Below are 23,295 nucleotides of genomic sequence, written 5' to 3' on the forward strand. Positions count from 1 at the left end.
CTCAAAGGCCGCCGGCCGCCCAGCCATGACAATCACCCTTCGCGCGATTCAAGGCGATATCACCACACTTTCGGTCGACGCAATCGTCAACGCTGCAAATTCCTCGCTCCTGGGCGGTGGCGGCGTTGACGGCGCAATCCATCGTGCTGCCGGGCCGGAGCTGGTCCACGAATGCCGGCTTCTCGGCGGCTGCAAGACCGGCCAGTCGAAGCTGACCAAGGGCTATCGGCTTCCGGCCAAGTACATCATCCATACCGTAGGACCGGTTTGGCGCGGCGGCAACAGCGGCGAGCCGGAGCTTTTGGCGGCCTGCTATCGCGGCAGCATGGCGCTGGCGGCCGAGCATGGCGTAGCCACGCTGGCATTCCCCAGCATCAGCACCGGCATCTATGGCTACCCGATCGACTTGGCCGCAACACTCGCCGTGGCGACAGTCCGCGCTGCGGCCGAACAATTTCAAGGAATTAAAGAAATCATCTTCTGCTGCTTCTCCCAAGCCGACCTGGCTGTCTACGAAGAGGTCCTTACTCAGTGACTCTTCCAGGAAAAAAATTGCCGACGCATCGAAGTGGGGCAAGTGCGCTATCGCTACATCATTTCAACATCGGCAGCAGGTCGCGACGGCGATATTGCGTTGAACGTGACGATTCAGGCCGAAAGTGGCAGTGGCTGCATCCTTAAGATAGCGGGGCTGAGCACCCGCGATCCCTGGCTTGATTTTCCCCAGCCCGAATCGGCGGACAAATACCTGAAATTGAGGCCACGACACGTGGCCTCACTTATCAAGCATGCACTTGCAAATGGATGGAGTGCTCAACAGGCTGGGGCGCCATTTCAGATGAACGCAAATGAATGTGCGTTCATGCCAGAATGTGAGTAACGCCACCGCGAAAGCTGAGCATGACGCCGGAACTCGTCTGCACCATCGGCCATTCGAACCGCACAATCGAAGAGTTCATCGGATTGCTGCGCCAGAACGGCATCGAATGCCTGCTCGACATCAGGACAGTGCCCAAGTCGCGCCATAATCCGCAGTTTGGACAGGACCAGCTAGCAGCGTCGCTCAGCGCAGCAGGGATAGAATACCGCTACATGCGCGGGCTTGGGGGGCTGCGCCATCCGCGCAAGGACTCTGAAAATTCTGGGTGGCGTAACCTGTCCTTTCGCGGCTATGCCGACTATATGCAGACGGAGGAGTTTGCGGAGAACGTCGATGCAGTGGTTGAACTTGGACGCAACAAGTGCTGTGCGCTGATGTGCGCCGAAGCAGTGCCGTGGCGCTGTCACCGCTCACTGGTAGCCGATGCTTTGCTGGTCCGCGGCGTGCACGTGGACGACATCATCGACGCGCGACAACGGCGACCACACAAGATGACGCCATTTGCCAGCGTTGAAGGGGTACGCATTACTTATCCCGGCGAAGAAAAGCGTGGAGATCGGTGAGCTTTTGGGTCAGCGCGTGATGATATCCTGCTCCAATTTTGGTCTCCGCCATGAAGCGAACTTCACACGCGCTGTTCGTCGCAGCCATAAGCGGCTCGTTGCATTAGGCCAATGAGGTTTATCTACCCAAATCCGCAACAAGACGAGTGTGAACTATGCCAACCGCCTGGTTCGGATCTCAAATAGGAACAGCTTAGTAATGACCGTGCGCAAATTCAAAGCAGCAGACTTCCCTGCAGTCTGCCGCATCTATCTCGAAGCCAAGCGGGAAGAGCTCAAGTTCGAGCCCTACCCTCTTGACGTCACGCCACTGGAACAGGACGACGACATCCTGGCGGCCTTTAACGAGTCCGCAGTTACTGTGTTCGACGATGGCGCGGTACGCGGGTTCGCGGCGACTTTTGCCGACCAATTGAGGGCGCTGTTTGTGGATGGCGAGGTGCGCGGAAAAGGTATCGGACAGGCATTGCTGGATGCCGTGGTGGCGAAAGGAACACAAGGCGTTTCTCTGAACGTCGCAAAGTCCAACGTGGATGCCTTGCGGTTTTACATTCGGAACGGATTTTCGATTGCTGGTGAAACGGTGCGCCAGTACTCCGGATTAGAAATCATGTACGTCCAAATGCAGCGAGCGGCCAAGTCTGGGGAAGCCATCACATGATTTTGTTTCTGGATTTCGATGGCGTACTTCATCCTTTTCCGATGAGGCCGACCGACAAGCATTTTTCACAGATGTCGTCGCTGTGGAAGGTGTTAGACAATATTCCCGAAATCTCTGTCGTCATCACCTCCACGTGGAGAGAACAGTATCCGTTCACAGAATTGATCGAACTGCTGAAGGCCCAGGGAGGTGATCGCTTCGCCGCGCGATTCGTGGGTGTCACCCCGATTCTGGAGGGAACCGCAAACTACGTGCCAGGAATTCGCCAGCGCGAAGTCGAAACGTGGTTGGCCGAAAACAAGGTCGAGCACGAGCCCTACATAATCCTGGATGACATTGAAGAGTATTTCAATTCGACCTGCAAGAACTTATATCTTGTTGATGGCGTGACGGGACTTACTGATGACGATGTCAAAGCCATTGCCCTGTGGTTGAAACCAGCGGCATGACAAAATAAACCGGCAGCCCGGGAACCGACCAGAGGCCGGCCCGAGCGGTGTCAGTGGGGAGGTGGCTTACGCCCATAACGTTTCATTGCTGGCTTGTCTGCCCACCTCACATCCACTATATCAAGTAGCTCTGCCCCTTGGTACCCGAAACCGGTTTCGGGTCTCATTCAGTCTAATAGGAGCATTCTGGGTCTAATTCGGGATAGGAACCAGGGGGATACGTCTAACACAGCCCAAGAACTCATAGGGCAAGTCCAATTCGATCTACACTTTTGACGTCAAAATCTAAAAGGAACCATTATTCAGTTCCGTGATCCAACCTTTAGACCATTTTCGAAAGGATTGAATCATGGCCTACGAAGCGAAACAAGCAGTCTATCTTCCAGTCGCCGACTTTCTTCAACTAGAGCTCTACCTGATGGATGCACGCCCAGGCGTCAAGCCAGAAGAGTTTGTCACGGACATGTTGAATCATTGGCTGGCGATAGAATTGGAGCGGCAATCATTGCGCGAGCGGGGTCATGCAATGCGCGGTTTTCAATGGAAGAATGTGTTCCTGCCCGATGGAACTGCTCTTCGAACCAGCCACTGCAACGCCATCGAATATGCCAAAGTGGTGGGCGATCATATCTTAGCCGATGACGGCGTACGGTTGACGCCGTCTCAATTTTCCAATCGACGAGCCAAGGGCCGCAACGCGTGGCGATTCGTCTGGTTGCGCTTTCCTGGTGACGATTTCTGGATGCGAGCTGCCACGTGCAGAATGCGGCATCACGAGCAGCAGTCCAGACAGTCTAAAATCAAAATTGACCAGTCTAACGCGGTCTAGCCTTGAAGGACCGAGGGTCCAAATCGGTCGATGAATTTCCCTGAAGGGGCGATTTCGGTCTAGCGCCCCCGCCCCACCCTATATAACTAGCCCGCTTTAGACCAAATCGTCACGATTTAGTGTGGATTAGACCGTAGATTGAAAAAACACCGCAAACGCCATGCTCTCGTATCGTCTTGGAACCGATCAAAGGACTGACTCTCGTGCTTGGATTTTTGTTGGAGTAGCTGGATGCAACGACACATTGGGCGCGGCTGAACATCGCTCTTTGGCCGAGCTCACGCAACTACCTCGCGAACTCTAATTCAATTTCTTCGGGTTCGCTTCCGCGGCTTCCATTTGAAGGCGGAGTGCGCGCAGGCCGACCCGCTGGATACGGGCAAGCGGCCGCTGGGGTGCTGGCCGTGCTTCCTTATCTCTCGTTGCGCCGTACATCATCAGCTGAACCTTCTCCAACTCGGTGAGCGAAAATGGTAAAGGCGCTTCCGACGCCTCGAAGAAGTTGATCCCAATGTGGATTGGAACCGAAGTACGTGGTGGCGAGTTGGCGGAGTAGACCAGCGTGATCGGCTCCACTTTCGGTGCTGAGTTCGAAGTGGATTCTATCCACAGCTTGGCGCGGCAAACCTTAGTGTAGTTTATTCCACCCTCAGTCCTGTCCGGGAGCTTCTCGTGGTCAGTCAGCCTCACCTTGATCTCGCTTCTAAGCTCCCTGAAGTTGCTCTTTCTTAGGTAAGCGCCAAGGCCAATTTTCTGCCACCCTTCCGGCATCCGCGCGTAAAGCCGGGGCAAGAGCCACATGACGTCGTGGTCAACCGCGAGGAACGGCTGGTAGGCGTCAATCATCGCCTGGTGCCAGGGCGGCACAGGAATAGCCGCAGGAAACGCCTTCTGCGACGCGCTTTGCACTGCCTTCTGCAATGCGCGTTGCGATACATCGTCGAAAGCCCTTGATACTATCGTGTAAACGTGTGCCTCCATCTCGTCCTCCGCGCGCCCACTGTCGCAGTCTGGAACGCCAGAACACCCACTCAGGAAAAGCAGGCATGACAAAACGGAGGCAATTACTCGTAACATCGCTGAATTGATTTTTTTACAATCCGGTAGTTTGCCGCAAACTGCGCGCTTCTGGCAAGCCGGACCCAAGCCGGCCTTACGGCGAGAGCAGGATTGTGGAGTTTTTGCCGTTGGTGCGAACGACGCCGTCCTTCACGGTATAGGCGACGCCGGCGTAGGCATCTTTTACTTTGGTGCCGTCTGCAAATACGCTGCCGACCGCGATATCCACTGGCTGGCCGGTCTTCACATCCAGCGCCACGACTACCTTGTCCTCGCCACGTACGCGGCTGAAGGTGTACGGCAGGTCCGCCAGCTTCTTATGCTCGCCGGCGCCGACCGCAGGATGCGCCTGGCGGAATTTCCCCAGCTTTGCCCAGTGCGTCCTCACTTTGGCATTTGTTTTCAAGTCGCCCCAATTCATGAAGGAGCGCAGCTTCGCATCGCCCTTCGCTTCGGCCACGTCAAGTCGCCGTGAGATTTCGTCGCCGTAGTAGATCTGTGCGGCGCCGGGGGCAAGCAGCAGCTTGTTGGCTGTCTCGAACGGCTTCTGGCGCGCCGGGTCGAAGGGATTGCCGTCGTCGTGCGAATCCATATAGTTCATGACCGAATGCCCTTTCAGCGGACCCGCGAGTTGCGTCGCGTATTTGCTGAACAGGGATTCGTAGTCGCCCTTCGCGTCATGCACCATGCCGAAGTTGATCAGGCCATCAAAGCCATTGGCGAAGTAATTGGCTTTCTCGCCGCCGCCCATATCGAAGTCCTGTCCATGGACGATGTTGTAGTTGTAGACCTCCGCCAGCATGTAGAAGCGGCCATCGCCCAGCACTTTCCTGGGGTTCAGGCTTTTCCATTCGTCGTGCGCGGCCAGGGCGACCTTGCGCAGCTCGGCCCATACCGCAGGTTCAACGTGCTTGGCCGTATCCGCGCGGAAGCCGTCAACGCCGTACTTGCGAACCCAGTCCGCGTGCCATTTCATCAGGTAGTAGCGCGGGGCGCGTGGATAGCCGGTGCGGGTAAAGAAGCCATCGAGCTCTTTCACTTCGCGTTCGTAGCGGCCTTCGGCTTTCCACTTGGCTGCCAGCGCTGGCGGCAGTTCCACCGGCGCATCGCTCTCGGTGCGGAAGTCTGGCAGGTTCTTTACCAACGTGCAGCTTACGGTGGACGGCACGTCCTTGTACTGGCATTGCGGCTCGGTGCGTACCCAGCCTTCGGGCCAGACAGGATCGGCCTCCGTCACTGGGCCCGTGTGGTTCATCACCACGTCCAGCAGCACGCGAATGCCGCGTGCATGGGCGGCTTCAACGAAATCGCGGAAGTCTTTTTCCGTGCCAAGGTTGGCGTCCATCGCAGTAAAGTCGCGCGCCCAATAGCCGTGGAAGCCGAAGGACTTGCCGGTTCCTTCGTCCGTGCCGGCGTGGATTTGCTCGACTGGCGGGGTGGTCCAGATCACGTCCACTCCCAGGTCGTCGAAATAGCCGGACTTGATCTTTGCCGTCAGCCCCTTGAAATCGCCGCCCATGAAGCCGCGCAGTGGTGCAGCGTCTGCCTTGCGGCCGTAGGCCAGGTCGTTTGCCTTGTCGCCATTGGCGAAACGGTCGGTCACCAGGAAGTAGACGGTCGCATTCTCCCAAAGGAAGGGCTTAGGCGGCGCCGCCGATGCGCTGTTGGCGCCAGCGGCAAGTAGCAAGGACAATGCGAGGGATGAAAGTTTCATTCAGCTTTTCCTATGTAATGACTGTTGGATTACTGCGGCCTGTGTGCATGGCGATGCTCGCCACGCTGTCTGCGATTGCAATCAGCCCTGCGAGGGCTTGCTGCGTTGGGATATGGTGCTGCTCCGGATCGGCCTCGTAGCGTTCCAGGTAGACGCGCAAGGTGGCGCCCTCGGTGCCAGTACCGGACAGGCGGTACACAATGCGCGAGCCGTCCGTCATCATGATGCGGACGCCTTGCTGGCTGGCGTGCGAGCCGTCCACCGGGTCGGTATATTCGAAATCGTCGGCGGCCTGCACTTCGTAATGGTTCAACTTCTGCCCCGGCAGGTTGGGCAGCTTGATGCGCAAGTCCTGCATCAGGAGCTGCGCCGCATCGCTTGCGATGGCTTCGTAATCGTGGCGCGAGTAGTAATGGCGGCCAAAGCGCTGCCAGTGCGCCGTGACGATGTCCTGCACCGAGCCGCCGCGCACGGCCAGCAGGTTCAGCCAGAACAGCACGGCCCACAGGCCGTCCTTTTCGCGGATGTGGCGCGAACCGGTGCCGTAGCTCTCTTCGCCGCACAAGGTGGCCTTGCCGGCGTCGAGCAGCGTGCCGAAGTACTTCCACCCGGTTGGCGTCTCATAGCAAGGCACGCCAAGTTCCGCAGCCACCCGGTCGGCGGCACGCGAGGTGGGCATGGAACGGGCAATGCCGGCGATACCGTCTGCATAGCCTGGCGCTACGGTCGCATTCGCAGCCAGTACGGCCAGGCTGTCCGAAGGTGTGACGACGAAATCGCGACCGACGATCATGTTGCGGTCGGCGTCGCCGTCGGAGGCGGCACCAAAGTCCGGCGCGGCGTTGGCGCACATGATGTCGAGCAGTTCTTCGGCGTTCACCGGATTGGGGTCGGGGTGCACGCCGCCAAAGTCCTCCAGCGGCGTGCCGTTGATCACGGTGCCCTCCGGTGCGCCCAGCATTCCCTCCAGGATGGCGTGGGCGTACGGGCCGGAAACGGCATTCATGGCGTCGAACCGCATGGTAAAGCCGCCGGCAAACAGGCGGCGAATGGCGTCGAAGTCGAACAGCTTCGCCATCAGTTCCGCATAGTCGGCGACGGGGTCGATGACTTCGACCGCCATGGCTTCGACGGGCGCGCGCGCGCCGGGTGGATCGATGTCGATATCGGGTGCATCGCTGATGCGGTATTGCGCCAGCGCCAGCGTGCGTTCGTAGATTGCTTCGGTCAATGCTTCCGGCGCGGGGCCGCCGTTGGCGGCGTTGTACTTGATGCCGAAATCGCCGTCCGGGCCGCCGGGATTATGGCTGGCCGACAGGATGATGCCGCCCAGTGCACCGTACTTGCGGATCACGCAGCTTGCAGCGGGCGTGGACAGGATGCCGCCCTGCCCGAGCAACACGCGTGCAAAGCCGTGCGCGGCGGCCATCTTCAGGATGACCTGGATTGCTTCACGGTTGTGGAAACGGCCATCGCCGCCAAGCACCAGGGTCTTGCCGGCGGCTGAGCCGAGCGTGTCGAACACGCACTGCACGAAATTTTCAAGATAGTGAGGCTGCTGGAAAACTGCGACTTTCTTGCGCAGCCCTGAAGTCCCCGGGCGTTGCCCGGGGATAGGAGTAGTTGCCACCGTCTGGATTGCCATATTCGCTCCTCCTTGATTAGAGGATAGTTTTACCGCGAATGGCGCGTTCGGTGCGCGCCGCTGGATGGCTTAGGCTTCTTTCTTGGCAGAGTCGCTGACGATCAGGCAAACGATGCCGCCGATCGCCATCGAGACGCCGCCCAGCACCAGCACATTCACCGAGTGGCCATTGAACAGGTGCTTGATGACAGGGCCGAGCACCAGGTTGGCGACAATCTGCGGCAACACCACGAAATAGTTGAACACGCCCATGAAGTAACCCATGCGCTTGGCCGGCAGCGCACCAGCCAGGATCGCATACGGCATGGTCAGGATGCTGGCCCACGCAATGCCCACGCCGATCATCGGCAGCATCAACATGTTCTTGTCATGGATGAAGGCGATGCTGATCAGGCTCAGGCCACCAATCACCAGGCAAAGCATGTGCACCACTTTACGGCTGGTGACGTGCGCCAGCTTAGGCAGCAGGAAAGCCACCAGCGCGGACACGCCGCCGTAGATCGCGAACAGGTTGCCGACCCAGTTGCCCGCCTCCTGGAAGATGGCCGACTTGCCGTCGGTGGTGCCGAACACGTTTTCAGCAACTGCCGGGGTAGTGAAGACCCACATGCCCATCAGCGCAAACCAGGTGAAGAACTGCACCAGAGCCAATTGCACCATGGTTTTCGGCATGTGCACGAAGCCGCCAAACACTTCCTTCAGTGAGAACAGGAAGCCGCGGCGCTGCGCCTTCTCCATGCGGAACTTCTCGACATCTTCCGGAGGCAGTTCGTCGGCGGTCAACACGGTCCATAGCACCGACAGGAAGTATGCAGTACCGCCAGCATAGAACGAGTAGCGCACGGAGTCGGGGATCGCGCCGTTGACCACTTCATTGCTGACGTGAAGGAAATTGGTGAAGATCATTGGCAGCAGTGAAGCAATCACGCCGCCCAGGCCAATGAAGAAAGTCTGCATCGCAAAACCGGCGGTCTGCTGCGATTCATCCAGCTTGTCGCCGACGAAGGCGCGGAATGGCTCCATCGAGATATTGATCGATGCATCCATCAGCCACAGCACGAGGATCGCCATCCACAGTGCGCTCGAATTCGGCATCAGGAACAGTGCAATGCTCGCCAACAGGGCGCCGACAAAGAAGAAAGGACGACGGCGTCCCCACTTCGCGTGCCAGGTGTTGTCGCTCAGGTAGCCGATGATCGGCTGCACCAGCAGGCCGGTGACCGGAGCAGCAAGCCAGAACAGCGGCAGTTCGTCCGGGGTCGCGCCCAGGGTCGAGAAAATGCGGCTGGTATTGGTGTTCTGCAGTGCGAAACCGAACTGGATGCCGAAGAAGCCGAAGCTCATGTTCCACAACTGCCAAAAGGTCAGCCGCGGCTTGCTGATGATGGAATGCATTTGCATCACTGTCCCCGAGTAATTTTGTAGCAAAATAACATGGCGAATTCAGGCTGTCAATCTACAGACAGCCCGCAAATTCGCCATTTTTCGACGCTTTTGTAGTCAGGCTACAAAACAACAGACAGTTTTGCCTTCATTGCACTACCTGCCGGCAGCGCCAGTCGCAGGGTGTGGCTGCGGGCATCCCAGCGGGCCTCGACAGCCTTGCCATCCAGCTTCACGCTGCGCGGACGGCTCGCTATATTGTGGACCTTGAGCGCGTAGACGCGGCTGACCGGCTGCCATGCTTTGCCCACTTCGGTCTCAATGCCGATTTCGAAACCGTTTGCCGATGCAGCGCCGGCAAAGTGAGCGATTTCGTACTGTCCCTGTTCGTAGGCATTGGCGGTCGCGCCGTCGTCGTCGTACAGCTTGCCGCTGGAGGCGCCGGCTGTGGCGTGGTAGTAGTAATTCAACTCGATCTGCTTCGTGTTGTAGTCGCGCGTGGTCTGCACCACCTTAGCCAGCGGCACGAATGCGCCGGCGCGCACGAATACCGGGATATGTTCGGCGGCCACCGGCACCACCTCGTTGATGCCACCCTTGTGCGCGGCATCGCTATGGAAGTCGAACCAGATCCCGGCCGATGCCGGGAAATTGACTTCCTTGCATTGCGCTCCGGGCTCGGTAACAGGCGCCACCAGGAAGTCCCGGCCCCACAGGTAGGTCGATGCCACGGCGTTGTCGCCGCCCTCGAACATGATCGGGCGCATCAGCGGCAGGCCGGTCTGGCTGTTGTCGAAGGCTGCACTGTAGTTATAAGGCAGCATGGCGTAGCGCAGGCGGATCGCGTCGCGGGCCAGCGCTTTGGTGCGTTCGGTGCGGAACACCGGTTCGGCCGGAACTTCCTCCTGCGCGTGCGGGCGGAACACCGGCTGGAATACGCCGTACTGCAACCAGCGCACATACAGTTCGTCGTCCAGCATCGGCGAGGCAAAGCCGCCGAGGTCGGAATGCATATAGGCCAGGCCCTGCATGCCCATCTGCAGCGCGATTTCCATCTGCGACTGCAGGCCGCCCCAGCTACGCTGCACGTCGCCCGACCATGGGATCATGCCGAAGCGCTGCGAGCCGGAGTAGCCCGCCCGCATCAGGATGAAGGGACGTTCGTTCGGGTAGTCTTTCTTGTAGCCTTCCGCGATCAGGCGCGCCCAATCGTGGCCGTAGATATTGTGGACCTGGTCTGCGCCGAGTTGGCCATGACTGCCGTGGCGCAGCGCGGATGGGTGCACTTCCGGCTCGCCGAGGTCGCCCCACCAGCCGGCAACGCCACCCTCTTTCAGCTCCTTGTAGATATTCCAGAACCAGTCGCGCCCTTCCGGGCGGTACAGGTCGACCAGGCCGGTATTGCCGAAGTAGAAGTCGTACTTATATGGCTCCCCCTGCGCATCCGTGGCCAGCACGCGGCGCTCGACCGCCTCTTGCCAACGGGTGGAAGTGGTCAGCACAAATGGTTCGGTAATAACGACGGTCTTCACGCCCTTTGCCGCCAGGTCGGCCATCATGCCTTTCGGATTGGGGAAGCTCTCCTTGTCCCAGGCCAGGTTGCCCATGGTGCCTTTGACGGTCTTGCCGAACCAGTACAGGTCCAGCACCACCGCATCGACCGGGATCTTGTCGGAGATGAACTTATCGACCACGGCGCGCGTCTCCGCCTCCGTATGGTAGCCGAAGCGGCTGGCGAAGTTGCCGAAGGCCCAGCGCGGCGGCAAGGGCTGGCGGCCGGTCAGGCTGGTGTAGTTGGCGACTACGTCTTCCCATTGCTCGCCGGCGATCACCTGGTAAGTCTTGCGGCCGCCAATGGTTTCGTAGGACAGCGTACCGTCTTTCCTGCTATCGAAATCCAGGTAACCAATCTGCGGGTTATCGAAGTGGATGGCGTACTTCTTCGAGGACAGCGCCATCGGAATAGTGAAATTCAGCAGCTGCGAGCGCGCTTCATAGCCGTAGTGGGCACGGTTGTACAACTGGAAGCGGTTGCCGCGGCGGTTCATGCCTGTAGCTCGTGCGCCGGCGCCATACAGGGCTTCATCGCCGTCCAGCGCAAATTCGATCGCTTCCAGGCCGCCTTCGCGGCGATACCCGCGCTTCTCGGCGACCAGCGGCTGGCCTTTATACAAGTAGCTGATGCGGAACGGCTGCTTTTCCACGCGCACCGTGATGCCCGGCGTGGCGAATTCCAGTGCGCCGCCTTCGTCGCGCAGCGTGCTGACCACAACGGCAGGCGGCAGCACTACCGCGTGCGACACCGCGTCCGCCACTTCCCCCTTTGGAACAAAGGTGGTCTCCACAACAGCCGCGGAGTAAGGCTTGATGATGTATTTGCCATCGTTTGTGCCGATTTCCAGGACATTGCCGCTTTTCGCGGCAGATAAGAAATGGCGATCCGCGTTCTGCGCCATGGCAGCCTGGCTAATAAGGGCCAATATTGCAAATTTAATTAGTTTCATGGGGTGATATATTAGCGGGCAGTTTTATCTGAGAGGAGAATGAATTGAATAAAACGACTATGAAAAAACCGATGGTCCTGGCCCTCGGCCTGGCCCTGGCAGCGGGCTTCGCCCACGCCGCGCCAGCCGCAAAAAAAGCCAAAGGCACTCCTGCCGAAGCGAAGAAGTTCATCGCGCAGACTGAAGAGAAATTCGACAAGCTGGGCAACGATGCCAACAAGGCCGCCTGGGTTGCGCAGAACTTCATTACCGACGATACCGAAGCGCTGACCGCCTACTTCGGCGAGCAGCAACTGGACGCGTCCGGCCAGGCTGCCCTGGAAGCGCGCCGCTTTAACGGCGTCAAGCTGGCGGACGACGAAGCGCGCAAGATCAAGTTGCTGCAACTGACCCTGATGCTGCCGGATCCGAAGGAGCGCCAGGCTTACGCCGACGCCAACGCCAAGCTGAATGGCGCGTACGGCAAGGCCAAGTACTGCCCGACCCCGGACAACTGCAAGGCCCTGGGCGAACTGGAAAAGACCCTGGCCACCAGCCGCGATCCAAAAGTCCTGCTGGACGCCTGGAACGGCTGGCACATGCAATCGCCTTCCTACAAGAAGCTGTACACCGACTACGTTGAACTGTCCAACAAGGGCGCGCGCGAAATGGGCTATGCCGACACCGGCGCCCTGTGGCGCTCGGGCTACGACATGAAGCCGGAGGAATTCTCGGCCGAGATGGAACGCATCTGGCAGCAAGTGAAGCCGCTGTACGATTCGCTGCACACCTACGCCCGCTACAAGCTGCGCGAAACCTACGGTCCGGACCAGGTTCCGCTGACCGGCCCAATCCCGGCCCACCTGTTCGGCAATATGTGGAGCCAGAGCTGGGAAAACATCTACCCGCTGCTGATGCCTGCCTCCGGCGCCTCCAAGTTCGACCTGACCAATGTGCTGGAAGAGAAAAAGACCAGCGCCAAGGAAATGGTGCAATACGGCGAGCGCTTCTACACCTCGCTGGGCATGCCCAAGCTGCCGGAATCGTTCTACCAGCGCTCCCTGCTGGAAAAACCGCGCGACCGCGACGTGGTGTGCCACGCTTCGGCATGGCAGCTTGACGGCAAAGACGACGTGCGCATCAAGATGTGCATCCGCCCGACCGAAGAAGAATTCGCCGTCATCCACCATGAGCTGGGACATATCTATTACGACCTGGCCTACAAGAACCAGTCCAACCTGTTCCGCACCGGCGCCAACGACGGCTTCCACGAAGCGATCGGCGACACCATTGCACTGTCCATCACCCCGAGCTACCTGAAGAAGGTCGGCCTGATGAACGAAAACCCGGACCCGAACGCCGACATCGGCGTGCTGCTGAAGCGCGCCCTGGCCAAGGTTGCCTTCCTGCCGTTCGGCTACTCGGTCGACAAATGGCGCTGGGACGTCTACAGCGGCAAGACCAAGCCTGCGGACTACGACAAGAGCTGGTGGCAGCTGCGCGAGCAGTACATGGGCGTGAAGCGCCCGCTGCCGATGCTGGCTGACGGCTTCGACGCCGGCGCCAAGTACCACGTTGCAGCCGACGTGCCTTACGCCCGCTACTTCCTGGCCCACCTGCTGCAATTCCAGTTCCATCGCGCCCTGTGCAAGGAAGCCGGCTACACCGGCCCGCTCCACCAGTGCTCGATCTACGGCAGCGAAAAAGCCGGCAAGAAGCTGTGGAGCATGCTGGAGATGGGTACCTCCAAGCCGTGGCCTGAAGCCCTGAAGGCAGCTACCGGCGAAGACCGCATCGACGGCCAGGCCCTGCTTGACTACTTCGCTCCGCTGAAGGTCTGGCTGGACGAGCAGAACAAACAACTGGCCGCGAAAGCGAAGTAAATAAGCAAGTAATACAAAAACGGGGGCCGCGGCCCCCGTTCTTTTTACCCCTGGATGCTTAGAACTTGTAGTTCGCGCCCAGCAGGAAGGTGCGGCCATACTTCTGGTATTCCAGTTGCTGGTTGCGGTTGCCGTTGTAGGTCTCGTAAGCAGCATCGCGCAGGTTGTTCACCTGCAGGACCAGGCCTACGCCCTTGAACATGCCTTCGTTGAAGGTGTAGCCAACCTGGAAGTCCAGGATGTTTTCGCCAACAACGTAGCGCAGCGAACGCTCACCGGCGAAGTTGCCGATCTCACCCACGAAGTCCGAACGCTTGCGCTGGCTCAGGCGAGTCTCGAAGCCGGCCTTCTCGTAGTACACGGTCAGGTTGCTGGTGTGCTTCGACAGGCCTGGCAGCATGATGTTCTCGCCCAGACTCGCATTAGGCTCCTTGATGGTGATGGCGCTGTCATTGTACGAGTAGCTGCCGCTCACGCCAAAACCGTCCAGCACCGGCGTTACCATATTCAGCGGCAAGGACGCGGTCAGCTCCAGGCCCTTCATGTTGCCGCCCTTGCCGTTGTAAGGAGCAGTGTATTTGCCGATCGGAGTAATCGCCTTGGTGCCAGGAATCTGCGCCGAGAAGTCGTGATCGATTGTCTGGGTGAAGATATAGGTATCCAGCTTCTTGTAGAAGAACGCCAGTGCTGCGTAGGCTTTCTTGCCGAAGTATTTTTCATACGACAGGTCAAAGGCCTTGGCGCGCCATGGATCTAGCTGGGCATTGCCACCCTTGCCGCTCGGCTTGAAGTCGTTGGTGCCGACGTTGAAGTCCAGTGCGGAGCTCAACTGATCAACACGCGGACGAGCGATCTGCTTGGCCAGGGCCATACGCACAGTGTGGTCGTTCGGCAGCTGGAACGCCAGGTTCAGGCTTGGCAGCACGTCGGTGTAGGTCTTGCCATCGTGGATAGGCTTGACTTCCTGGCCGGCAGGCGCGGTGCCATCCCAGTATTTGGCATCGGAAGACTGGTCGGTATGCTGCACTTGCACGCCAAAGTTACCGCGCAGGCTGACGTCGCCCAGCTCGTGTTCGATATTTGCCTTGGCGAAGGTAGTGGTGACCTTCTCGTTCACGGTCCAGGCCTTCGCGATCAGGTAGCTCTTGTCTTCGGTCGGGGCGAAGGTCATGTACTTAGCCACAACACCCGGCACGTTCCACGCAGGAATAGTGCCTACGCCAGCGAAGCCCAAGTCAACAGGCGCATACATCAAGTCCGACGAAATGGTGGAAGGAGCACCAGCCAGCTTGATGTCGCCTTCCGGCTGGTGTTTATCCTTGCTGCGATCAGCGTAGTGGACACCAATGTCGAAGCTTGAGAAGTACTTCTCAAGAGCGCCGAAAGACTGAATGTTGGCAGCCAGCTTGAAGCCATTCAACTTGTCTTCCACGCGCGGAGTCTTGCCGTAGCCGGAGCCGTAAATGGTGTTACGTAGGTACAGGTTGGCCGGGTTGCTGTAGTCGCGGCCCGGATCCATGGTCGGGAATCCGCCTGTGCGCAGCGCCAGGGCAACAGAGTCCAGGTATGGATTGCCGGCAGTGTCACTGATCTGCAGGTTGTTTTCCAGGTTCACTTCATTGCGCTTTGCAGTGGAGCGGCTCAGGTCAGCCACCAGGGACCAGCCGTTCATCTTCCATTCATTGTTCCAGCCGATGGCGCGGATATCGTCCTTGCGCTTGTCGTACATGCCGCGCACCAGCGGGTACACGTTGTTAGCAGTACCGGTAGCAAATGAGCCGTTGTTGGTGGTGACGTCGGTGAACAGCAAATCAGGTTTGTTGTTGCCGTTGTAGCCGCCGACGTGCACTTCGAACTGGTTGGCAGTGTCTTCATGCTTGAAGCGCGAAGCGTACACGTCGATCATCGAGGTGAAGTTCTTGTTTGGACGGTATTGCAACACGCCCATCAGCCCGTCGCGCTTGTTGTAGCCGCTGCGTGCCAGGGACTTGATCCCGTCGGTGACGTTGGTACCTGCAGGTACGCCTGCACGGGCTTCGTTTTTCCATGGCTCATACAAACCGGTTTCACGAGCCAGCACCGGGGAATCCAGGTGGGCGAAGCCGATTGCCACACCGATGGTGCGGTTGGCAAACTGGTCGATGTAGCTGGCGCTGAAGCGGCCGCCGCGCGAATCGGTGTCGGCGATGCTGCCCAGCGAATTCTTCTCCATGCGGGCGTTCATGGACACGGTACGGCCGCCGAAGGCCAGCGGACGCACGGTCTGCAGGTCCAGGGTGCCGGACAGGCCCTGGCCAACCATGCCGGCGTCAGGGGTCTTGTAAATGGTCACGCCGCTGATCAGCTCAGACGGGTACTGGTCGAATTCCACGCTGCGATTGTCGCCGGTGGAGACTTGCTCACGGCCGTTCAGCAGGGTGGTGGCAAAGTCCGGGGACAAGCCGCGGACCGCGATGTTTTGCGCACGGCCGGCAACGCGCTGGGCGGCCAGGCCTGGCAGGCGGGCGATGGATTCGGCGATGGAGGTATCAGGCAGCTTGCCGATGTCCTCCGCGGAGATGGCCTCGACGATGGAAGTCGCGTTTTTCTTGACGGAGATCGCGTCCTCAATACCGCGGCGAATGCCGGACACGGTCACAGTTTGCATCGGCGCGTCAGCTGCCTGGCCGGTGGCGGTGGTGGTTGCGGTCTGCGCGTACGCAGAGCCCGCGAAGGCGGATACAAATACAGCACATCCAGCCGCAACCGGACTCAGTCGGAAAGCGGTATTGCCTCGCTTGTTGGCGAAGATAGTCATCAAAGTCCCCTCACTCATTAAACATTCTTTCCCGCAACCTACACAGACCGGTTTATTTCGACTACACGGGAATCCTTGGAAAGCGAACGCTCTTACGGACGCTCTGAGGCGGATTCTGTACTAAAACTAGATTTGGTGTCAATGAATGACCATCATCATTCCTGTGTATTTCTGCCTTTCGCAGCGGCTTCTCTCTGCCATTCGGAGCCAGCACGTTGTATTTCGGCTACAAATCTAGACATATTCATGTGTAGTAGAACTACAGTCAATTTCGGTGTATTGTCGGGCCCATAAGACGTCCAGACCGGAGATTTCATGAAGAAGACCGCTTTCGCCGCCCTGCTTGGCCTTGCCCTACTGCAAGCCGCCCATGCAGCCCCGCCAACTGTCCAGCATATGGAGCCTCCTTTCTGGTGGGCCGGCATGCAGAATCCCAAGCTGCAACTCATGGTGAATGCGCCGAAGGTGGCGGACCTGGAACCAACGATCGACTATCCGGGCGTGCGGATCGGGAGCGTGAGCCGGGTGGCCAACCGCAACTACCTCTTCATCGACCTGGTACTGGCGCCGGACGTGGCGCCTGGCCGTTTCGACATCCGCTTCGCCGCGCCGGGCAAGCAAAGCCTCACATATGGTTACCAATTACTGGCGCGCACGCCCGGTTCGGCGCAGCGCCAGGGCTTCAACAGTTCCGACGCGATTTACCAAGTCATGCCGGACCGCTTCGCCAACGGCAATCCAGCCAACGACAACATGGCCGGCATGCCGGACAAGGCCAACCGCGCCGAGGGCAACGGCCGCCACGGCGGCGACCTGGCAGGCATGGCGGCGCACCTGGACTATATAAAGGACATGGGTTTCACGCAGGTGTGGCCAACCCCGCTTGTGGAAAACAACCAGGATATCCACTCCTACCACGGCTATGCAGCAACCGACCATTACAAGATCGACGCGCGCTACGGCAGCAATGAGGATTACCGCAATTTTGTGGCACAGGCGCGCACGCGCGGCATCGGCGTGATCCAGGATGTCGTGTTGAGCCACATCGGCAGCCGCCACTGGTGGATGAAAGACATGCCGATGCAGGATTGGCTCAGCTACGACGGCAAGTACACGCCGACCGCGCACCACCGCGTTGCCAGCGTCGATCCGTACGGCAGCAAGGAAGACGCGCGCAACTTCACCCAGGGCTGGTTCGGGCCGCATATGCCGGACATGAACCAGACCAATCCGTTTGTGGCGAACTATCTTATCCAGAACAATATCTGGTGGATCGAGTACGCCGGCCTGTCCGGCCTGCGCGTGGATACCTACGGCTACTCCGATACCGCCTTCCTGACTGAATGGTCGAAGCGCGTGCGGGCGGAATATCCGAAGCTGAATATGGTGGGCGAGGAATGGAGCACCCGGATTCCTATCGTGGCCCGCTGGCAGGCCCTGAACGCGCCCAGCATGATGGACTTCCCGCTCAACGACGTGCTGCGCAAGGCATTGGGCGACACGGACGGCACCTACCGCCTGTACGACGTCTACGAGACGCTGGCGCAGGATTACCTTTATCCCAACCCGTCCAATCTGGTGCTGTTCGAAGGTAATCACGACCTGGCGCGCAGCTTCAGCATGGCGAACAGCGACCCTGCCCTGCTGCGCATGGCGCTGGCCTTTACGCTGACCGTGCCGCGCATCCCGCAGTTCTACTACGGGACTGAAATCCTGATGCCGAGCACCGTGAAAGGCCGCGACGATCCATCTTACCGCCACGATATGCCAGGCGGCTGGGCAGGCGACAAAGTGAATGCCTTTACAGGCGAAGGCCTGAGCGCGGAGCAGCGCGACATGCAGTCCTTCGTGAAGAAGCTGGCCAACTGGCGCAAGACTTCCAGCGCGGTCCAGCACGGGAAGATGATGCAATACGGGCCGGAACAGGATACGTATGTCTACTTCCGTCATGACGGCAAGCAGAAGGTCATGGTCGCGCTGAACAAGAACGCAAAGGATGTGACGCTGGATGCGGACCGTTTCCGTGAAATGCTGGACGGCGTACGCAGTGGCACGGACATCATCACTGGCCGCAGCATTCCGCTGGCGGGCAAGTTCACGCTTCCGGCCCGTTCCGTCCTCGTGATGGAGGTCCAGTGATGCTGCGCCGCCCGCTGCCTGCCGCTGCCATCGGGGTCGCCTTCGCAACTGCGGGCGCGCTGGCGGGCGGCCCGGCACTGGCACATACCAGCATCGAGCTACCATTCGGCAGCTACAAGGCCAGCTTTGCAACGCCGGATGCGCAAGCGGCGCTGCGCAGTTACACGCAGTCCACCAACATGCCCCTGCGCGACAATGCGCCCCAGTCAATCGCCTTCAGCGAGCAGGCCGGCTCGCCCAAAGTCCGCAGCGGCAACCTGGCCTTCGACGCACTGTTCGCGCTGGCGATGACGGAAATGAAGCAGGACTCGGTGCAGGCCATCCGCGATGGCAGCTACAACGGCGGCCAGCCGATAGCTTGCGAATGCTTCGAGACCGGCGAAAAATGGCACTACGTGTGGACGCGCGACTTGTCCTACGCTGCCAACCTGGGCCTGGCGATGCTCGATCCTCAACGCACTCGCAACTCCCTGCTGTTCAAGCTTTCCGGCTACCGTAACGGCAAGCCGCTGCTGGCGGCCGGCAGCGAAGACGGCCTGCAGATCGTGCAAGACACGGGCAGCGGCGGAAGCTGGCCTGTCAGTACGGACCGTGTCAGCTGGGCCTTCGGCGCCGAGCAAACGCTCAAGTCGCTGCCGGAGGAAGAACGCGCGAAGTTCGCCGCCACTGCCTTGCAGGCGCTGCGCAACACGATCGAGAACGACCGCATCGCCGCTTACGATCCCGCCAGCGGCTTGTACAACGGCGAGCAGTCCTTCCTCGACTGGCGCGAACAGTCGTATGCAGGCTGGATTCCCAACGACCTGTCCAGCATGGCCACGTCCAAGTCGCTGTCGACCAATGTCGCCCACTACAAGGCGCTCACACTGGCGGCAGAACTGGCGCAGCATGCCGGCGACAACGACGGGGCGCTGCGTTACGCGCGTTGGGCGTCAGGCTTGAAGATTGCGATCAACGACCGGCTTTGGCTCAAGGACGCCGGCATGTACAGCAGCCTGGCCGCTGGTCACTTCGACGGCGCCGCCATGCACAAGTTTGACTGGCTTGGCCAGTCGCTCGCCATCATCACCGGTGTGGCCGATGCCGGGCAGGCGCAGTCGATACTGGCCCGTTATCCTCACGGACCGTTGGGCGCGCCGGTCATCTGGCCGCAGCAGCCAGGGGTGCCGGTGTACCACAACCGTGCCTTGTGGCCTTTCGTTACAGCTTATGGCTTAAGGGCCGCTGCGCAGTATGCAAACGTGGCCGTTGCCGATGCCGCCTATGCCAGCTTGCTGCAGGGCGCGGCGCTCAATCTGTCGAATATGGAGAACATGGAGTGGCAAGGTGGCGATCCTTCCGCGCCGGCCATCAATTCACGCCGCCAGCTTTGGTCTGTGGGCGGCTTTCTTGGGATGGTGGTGCAGCAGGTGTTTGGCGTCGGCGCCGATGCCGAGCGGCTGCACCTCAATCCCTTCATCACCGCCCGGCTGCGGCGCGAGTGGTTCGCGGGCAGCGATTCGATCGAGCTGTCCGGCCTGGTCTTGCACGGCAAGCGGCTGCATATCAGGATCAAGCTTCCCCCGCCTGTTGCGCTCGAGGGCTATTACATGCCGGCGGGCGGCAAGCTGAATGGCAAGGATGCGCGCGGCCCGGTTGCATGGAACGAACTGGCCGACGATAACCTGATTGAAATAGAAATGGGCACGCTGGTGCCCGGGCGGCAGCAGATCACCTTCGCAGGCAGCGAAGCCGCTTCGACTGCACCGCCAGAACCGGTCGTCCGGCAAGCAGGAGCCGGCATCCTTCACATCGCGCCGGGAGCGGGATCGCAAGAAGGCACGCGCTTCAACGTGTACCGCGACGGACAACTGGTCGCCGCAGACATCACCGCCGGCAGTTGGCCGCCTGGCCCTGCGGCCGCAACGTCGTCCTGCCATGCGGTGGAAGCAGTCTACCCGGCCACCGGCTTGCGAAGCCATCACTCGCAGCCGCTCTGCCCCACCCCAGCCGGCGGCACGGCCGGGCCAAGTGCCGTGACGGACAGCGTGACCGCAACAAAAGACGGGCGCTACTACGTCCAGCTTCGCTACAACAACCACGCCCACCAGATCAACCTCGGCATCACCAACGCCGTGCAGTTCCTGCGCCTGCGCGACAAACACGGTGCGGTCGCAGCGGAAGGCGTCATCCAGATGCCGCACAACGCTGCTGCCAACGGCCCGGCATGGTCGACTCCCCTGCCCGCCACGCTGAAGCAAGGCAGCTACCGGCTCGAACTGCAGCCCTTCTACAATATGAGCAGCCTGCACGCCAACGCCGGCTACGCCGACGCGGGCGGCAGCAACGGCGCACGCAACGATGCCGAAGTGCTGGCGGCACGCCTCCTGCCAGCAGCGGCAGCAAGCAAACCGCCGCTGCACGGCACCTTGCAGCTGGTGGAAAAGTTCAAATCGCCCCAGTTGGCCAACGAACGCACGCTACGCATTTATCTGCCGCCAAGCTACGGCAGCGACACCAGGCGGCGCTATCCTGTACTGTACATGCACGACGGCCAGAACCTGTTCGACGCCACAACCGCCGGCTACGGCACAGAATGGAACATCGACGAGGTGGCGGACCGCCTGGTGCGCCAGGGCGACATGGAGGAAGTGATCGTGGTCGGCATCGACAACACCCCCGACCGCATCGCCGAATACACCCCATGCTGCGACCCCAAGCATGGCGGAGGAAAGCTGAACGCCTACGCCGACTTCGTGGCGAAAACAGTCAAGCCATGGGTGGACAAGCAATACCGCACCAAACCCGGCCGCATGCACACGGCGGTGATGGGTTCATCGCTGGGCGGCCTGGCATCGATCGGCATCGCGCAGCGCTATCCGCAAACATTCTCGATGGCAGGCGGCGTCTCCAGCTCCTTCTGGTGGAACAACCGGGAAGAAGTGAAGCATCCGCCGAAGAAGATGCCGGTCCGGTTCTACATCGACGTGGGAACGGTCTATGACGGCCAGGAAGACAGCGAAGCATTCCACCAGGCCATGCTGAAGAACGGCTACCGCGAAGGCCGGGACCTGCGATTCTTCGTCGACGAAGGGGGACGCCATAACGAGCAATCGTGGGCCGGCCGCGTGCATGCTGCGCTGGCCTGGTTCTTCGGCAAACCAGGCCGCGCCGCGCCGCAGAAGGCGCGTTAAGCCGGCAAGGCGCGCAAGCTGCGGCTTGCCGACAGTTTCATGTGCGAGCCGCCTGCCGTCTCGCGCACCTTGAACACCGACACCGCTTCCTCCAGGCTTGCGGCCTGCTGCTGCAAGGCCTCGGCAGCCGCGGCGGCTTCCTCGACCAGCGCCGCATTCTGCTGCGTCACGCTGTCCATCTGGGTGATGGCATCGCTGATCTGCTCGATCCCGTCGCGCTGCTCCCCGGTTGCCACGGCGATCTCGCCGATGATCGAGGTAACACGGCGCACGCTGTTGACAACTTCCTCCATCGTGACGCCGGCCTCGCCCACCAGGCGGCTGCCCTCTTCCACGCGTTCGACGGAATTGCCAATCAGTTCCTTGATCTCCTTCGCGGCCGCAGCGGAGCGGTGCGCCAGGTTGCGCACCTCGCCCGCCACCACGGCAAAGCCGCGGCCTTGCTCGCCGGCGCGCGCAGCTTCCACCGCCGCATTCAGCGCGAGGATATTGGTCTGGAAAGCAATGCCATCGATCACGCCGATGATGTCGACAATCTTGCGCGACGATTCGTTGATCGCACCCATGGTCTGCACCACTTCCGAAACGGTCGCGCCGCCGCGCACGGCGACATTGGAAGCCTCGTCGGCCAGCTTGCGCGCCTGGGTCGCATTCTCATTGTTCTGGCGCACGGTGCTGGTCAGTTCCGTCATCGACGACGCGGTTTCCTCGAGCGAACTGGCTTGCTGCTCGGTGCGCGTCGACAAGTCCATGCTGCCGGTCGCCACCTCGCTCGATGCGCTGGCGATCGTCTGGGTGCCGGTGCGCACACGGCTCACGATATCGGACAGGTTGCCGCTCATTTGCTTCAATGCCGACAGCAGTTCGCCCACTTCATCCTTGGTGCGCACGTCCACGTCGACGCTCAGGTCGCCCGCCGCGACCGTCTTGGCGATATCGATCGCCTGGTCCAGCGGACGCGTGATGCCCTTCACGATCCACCATACGATGACCGCACCGATCACCGTCGTGACCACCAGCACCACCAACAGGGTAACGGTAGCAGAGCGGTTGGCCGCTTCCGCCGTCGCCACCGCTTCTTCCGCATTCTTCTTGGACTGCGCATCGATGAACGCCACGATTTCGTCGATCTTCTTGGTTGGCGCGCGGTCCATGCCGGCAACGGCCTTGTCGAGAATCTTGTAGCTTTCCGGGTTGGCCGCATCGAACTGCTTGAGCGCGGCCATATAGCTCTTGCCAAGGTCCTCGTGCATCTTGATCGCTTCGTCATCCAGCGTGGTCTGCAGGTTCAGCTTTTTCAGCATGGCCGACAGCTTCTGCAGCTCCGCGTTGGTAGCCTGGCCGCTCTTGACGAAGGCTGCGGAATATTTTTCGAGCTGCGCAGGATCGTGGCCGCGCACCAGGATGTTCTTCCACTCCTGCACCTGGATCTTGAATTCAACCTGCGCGCCGCGCGCAGTATCGACGGCCTGGGTCAGGTCAACCGAGCGCTGCATGCTCTGGGCATTGCTGGATTTGATGAAGCTGATGGCGCTCCAGCCCTGGTAGCCGACCGTCAACAAGGCCAGCATGAAGAAAGCGCCCAGCAAGGCCAGGCGCACTCCGATCTTTAGATTGCCGAAGTTCATGATTAGTTT

General features: G+C 60.2%; 16 protein-coding genes. 9 read left to right on the forward strand and 7 right to left on the reverse strand.

The genetic code is table 11. The features are described 5' to 3' along the window. Nucleotides 1–25: 25 nt before the first annotated feature. From ACN9MW_RS25765 to ACN9MW_RS25790, 6 genes are all read left to right on the forward strand, one after another. A complete protein-coding gene (locus ACN9MW_RS25765; RefSeq protein ID WP_426164171.1) occupies nucleotides 26–535 on the forward strand; it encodes an O-acetyl-ADP-ribose deacetylase in 510 nt (169 codons plus the stop codon). Nucleotides 536–577: 42 nt separating this feature from the next. Continuing rightward, entirely contained in the window at nucleotides 578–880 is a 303-nt protein-coding gene (locus tag ACN9MW_RS25770; RefSeq protein WP_426164173.1) for a hypothetical protein, read from the forward strand. Between the two features lie 20 nt (nucleotides 881–900). Beyond that, entirely contained in the window at nucleotides 901–1,443 is a 543-nt protein-coding gene (locus tag ACN9MW_RS25775; RefSeq protein WP_426164175.1) for a DUF488 family protein, read from the forward strand. A 199-nt stretch (nucleotides 1,444–1,642) separates the two neighbouring features. Continuing rightward, nucleotides 1,643–2,104 carry a GNAT family N-acetyltransferase gene (locus ACN9MW_RS25780; protein ID WP_426164177.1) on the forward strand — a complete coding sequence of 154 codons (462 nt, stop codon included), beginning with the start codon at nucleotides 1,643–1,645 and terminating at the stop codon, nucleotides 2,102–2,104. Beyond that, nucleotides 2,101–2,553 (forward strand): HAD domain-containing protein, encoded by a 453-nt coding sequence (locus ACN9MW_RS25785; protein WP_426164179.1) that lies wholly within the window; start codon nucleotides 2,101–2,103, stop codon nucleotides 2,551–2,553. The genes ACN9MW_RS25780 and ACN9MW_RS25785 overlap by 4 nt, the downstream gene beginning before the upstream one ends. A gap of 349 nt (nucleotides 2,554–2,902) precedes the next feature. Continuing rightward, the gene (locus ACN9MW_RS25790; protein WP_426164181.1) at nucleotides 2,903–3,382 is read left to right on the forward strand and encodes a hypothetical protein; all 480 of its coding nucleotides are present in this window, start codon (nucleotides 2,903–2,905) and stop codon (nucleotides 3,380–3,382) included. Nucleotides 3,383–3,682: 300 nt separating this feature from the next. Here ACN9MW_RS25790 and ACN9MW_RS25795 read toward each other — a convergent pair whose 3' ends face one another. The 5 genes from ACN9MW_RS25795 to ACN9MW_RS25815 form a co-directional block, all read right to left on the reverse strand. After that, nucleotides 3,683–4,363: a hypothetical protein gene (locus ACN9MW_RS25795; protein ID WP_426164183.1), complete on the reverse strand. Its 681-nt coding sequence runs from the start codon at nucleotides 4,361–4,363 to the stop codon at nucleotides 3,683–3,685. Between the two features lie 172 nt (nucleotides 4,364–4,535). Next, entirely contained in the window at nucleotides 4,536–6,155 is a 1,620-nt protein-coding gene (locus tag ACN9MW_RS25800; protein ID WP_426164185.1) for an alpha-amylase family glycosyl hydrolase, read from the reverse strand. A 10-nt stretch (nucleotides 6,156–6,165) separates the two neighbouring features. Continuing rightward, nucleotides 6,166–7,800 (reverse strand): alpha-D-glucose phosphate-specific phosphoglucomutase, encoded by a 1,635-nt coding sequence (locus ACN9MW_RS25805; RefSeq protein ID WP_426164187.1) that lies wholly within the window; start codon nucleotides 7,798–7,800, stop codon nucleotides 6,166–6,168. A 69-nt stretch (nucleotides 7,801–7,869) separates the two neighbouring features. Then, a complete protein-coding gene (locus tag ACN9MW_RS25810; protein ID WP_426164189.1) occupies nucleotides 7,870–9,201 on the reverse strand; it encodes an MFS transporter in 1,332 nt (443 codons plus the stop codon). A gap of 104 nt (nucleotides 9,202–9,305) precedes the next feature. Further along, entirely contained in the window at nucleotides 9,306–11,639 is a 2,334-nt protein-coding gene (locus ACN9MW_RS25815; RefSeq protein ID WP_426164191.1) for a TIM-barrel domain-containing protein, read from the reverse strand. Between the two features lie 92 nt (nucleotides 11,640–11,731). On the opposite strand from ACN9MW_RS25815, the gene ACN9MW_RS25820 reads away from it, so the two are divergent. Further along, complete coding sequence (locus tag ACN9MW_RS25820; RefSeq protein WP_426164193.1) at nucleotides 11,732–13,549, forward strand: M2 family metallopeptidase; 1,818 nt, start codon at nucleotides 11,732–11,734, stop codon at nucleotides 13,547–13,549. A 58-nt stretch (nucleotides 13,550–13,607) separates the two neighbouring features. Here ACN9MW_RS25820 and ACN9MW_RS25825 read toward each other — a convergent pair whose 3' ends face one another. Next, nucleotides 13,608–16,346: a TonB-dependent receptor gene (locus ACN9MW_RS25825; RefSeq protein ID WP_426164195.1), complete on the reverse strand. Its 2,739-nt coding sequence runs from the start codon at nucleotides 16,344–16,346 to the stop codon at nucleotides 13,608–13,610. 315 nt (nucleotides 16,347–16,661) lie between these two features. Here ACN9MW_RS25825 and ACN9MW_RS25830 point away from each other — a divergent pair, with 315 nt between their 5' ends. Together ACN9MW_RS25830 and ACN9MW_RS25835 are read left to right on the forward strand one after the other, a co-directional pair. Next, nucleotides 16,662–18,485 (forward strand): glycoside hydrolase family 13 protein, encoded by a 1,824-nt coding sequence (locus ACN9MW_RS25830; RefSeq protein WP_426164197.1) that lies wholly within the window; start codon nucleotides 16,662–16,664, stop codon nucleotides 18,483–18,485. Beyond that, nucleotides 18,485–21,658, forward strand: coding sequence for an alpha/beta hydrolase-fold protein (locus ACN9MW_RS25835; RefSeq protein WP_426164199.1), 3,174 nt, complete (start codon nucleotides 18,485–18,487; stop codon nucleotides 21,656–21,658). Before ACN9MW_RS25830 ends, ACN9MW_RS25835 begins: the two co-directional genes overlap by 1 nt. Here ACN9MW_RS25835 and ACN9MW_RS25840 read toward each other — a convergent pair. Next, the gene (locus ACN9MW_RS25840; protein ID WP_426164201.1) at nucleotides 21,655–23,286 is read right to left on the reverse strand and encodes a methyl-accepting chemotaxis protein; all 1,632 of its coding nucleotides are present in this window, start codon (nucleotides 23,284–23,286) and stop codon (nucleotides 21,655–21,657) included. The two genes, ACN9MW_RS25835 and ACN9MW_RS25840, sit on opposite strands and share 4 nt — an antisense overlap. Nucleotides 23,287–23,295: the final 9 nt, after the last annotated feature.

Origin of the sequence: Pseudoduganella sp. R-34 (genome assembly GCF_049904655.1) — a bacterium.
In the GTDB taxonomy this organism is placed as follows: Bacteria; Pseudomonadota; Gammaproteobacteria; order Burkholderiales; family Burkholderiaceae_D; genus Rugamonas.

Coding starts and splice junctions, on each gene's coding strand:
- ACN9MW_RS25765 (WP_426164171.1), top strand. CDS start 26: ATGACAATCACCCTTCGCGCGATTCAAGGCGATATCACCACACTTTCG.
- ACN9MW_RS25775 (WP_426164175.1), top strand. CDS start 901: ATGACGCCGGAACTCGTCTGCACCATCGGCCATTCGAACCGCACAATC.
- ACN9MW_RS25780 (WP_426164177.1), top strand. CDS start 1,643: ATGACCGTGCGCAAATTCAAAGCAGCAGACTTCCCTGCAGTCTGCCGC.
- ACN9MW_RS25785 (WP_426164179.1), top strand. CDS start 2,101: ATGATTTTGTTTCTGGATTTCGATGGCGTACTTCATCCTTTTCCGATG.
- ACN9MW_RS25790 (WP_426164181.1), top strand. CDS start 2,903: ATGGCCTACGAAGCGAAACAAGCAGTCTATCTTCCAGTCGCCGACTTT.
- ACN9MW_RS25795 (WP_426164183.1), bottom strand. CDS start 4,363: ATGGAGGCACACGTTTACACGATAGTATCAAGGGCTTTCGACGATGTA.
- ACN9MW_RS25800 (WP_426164185.1), bottom strand. CDS start 6,155: ATGAAACTTTCATCCCTCGCATTGTCCTTGCTACTTGCCGCTGGCGCC.
- ACN9MW_RS25805 (WP_426164187.1), bottom strand. CDS start 7,800: ATGGCAATCCAGACGGTGGCAACTACTCCTATCCCCGGGCAACGCCCG.
- ACN9MW_RS25810 (WP_426164189.1), bottom strand. CDS start 9,201: ATGCAAATGCATTCCATCATCAGCAAGCCGCGGCTGACCTTTTGGCAG.
- ACN9MW_RS25815 (WP_426164191.1), bottom strand. CDS start 11,639: ATGGCGCAGAACGCGGATCGCCATTTCTTATCTGCCGCGAAAAGCGGC.
- ACN9MW_RS25825 (WP_426164195.1), bottom strand. CDS start 16,346: ATGACTATCTTCGCCAACAAGCGAGGCAATACCGCTTTCCGACTGAGT.
- ACN9MW_RS25830 (WP_426164197.1), top strand. CDS start 16,662: ATGAAGAAGACCGCTTTCGCCGCCCTGCTTGGCCTTGCCCTACTGCAA.
- ACN9MW_RS25835 (WP_426164199.1), top strand. CDS start 18,485: ATGCTGCGCCGCCCGCTGCCTGCCGCTGCCATCGGGGTCGCCTTCGCA.
- ACN9MW_RS25840 (WP_426164201.1), bottom strand. CDS start 23,286: ATGAACTTCGGCAATCTAAAGATCGGAGTGCGCCTGGCCTTGCTGGGC.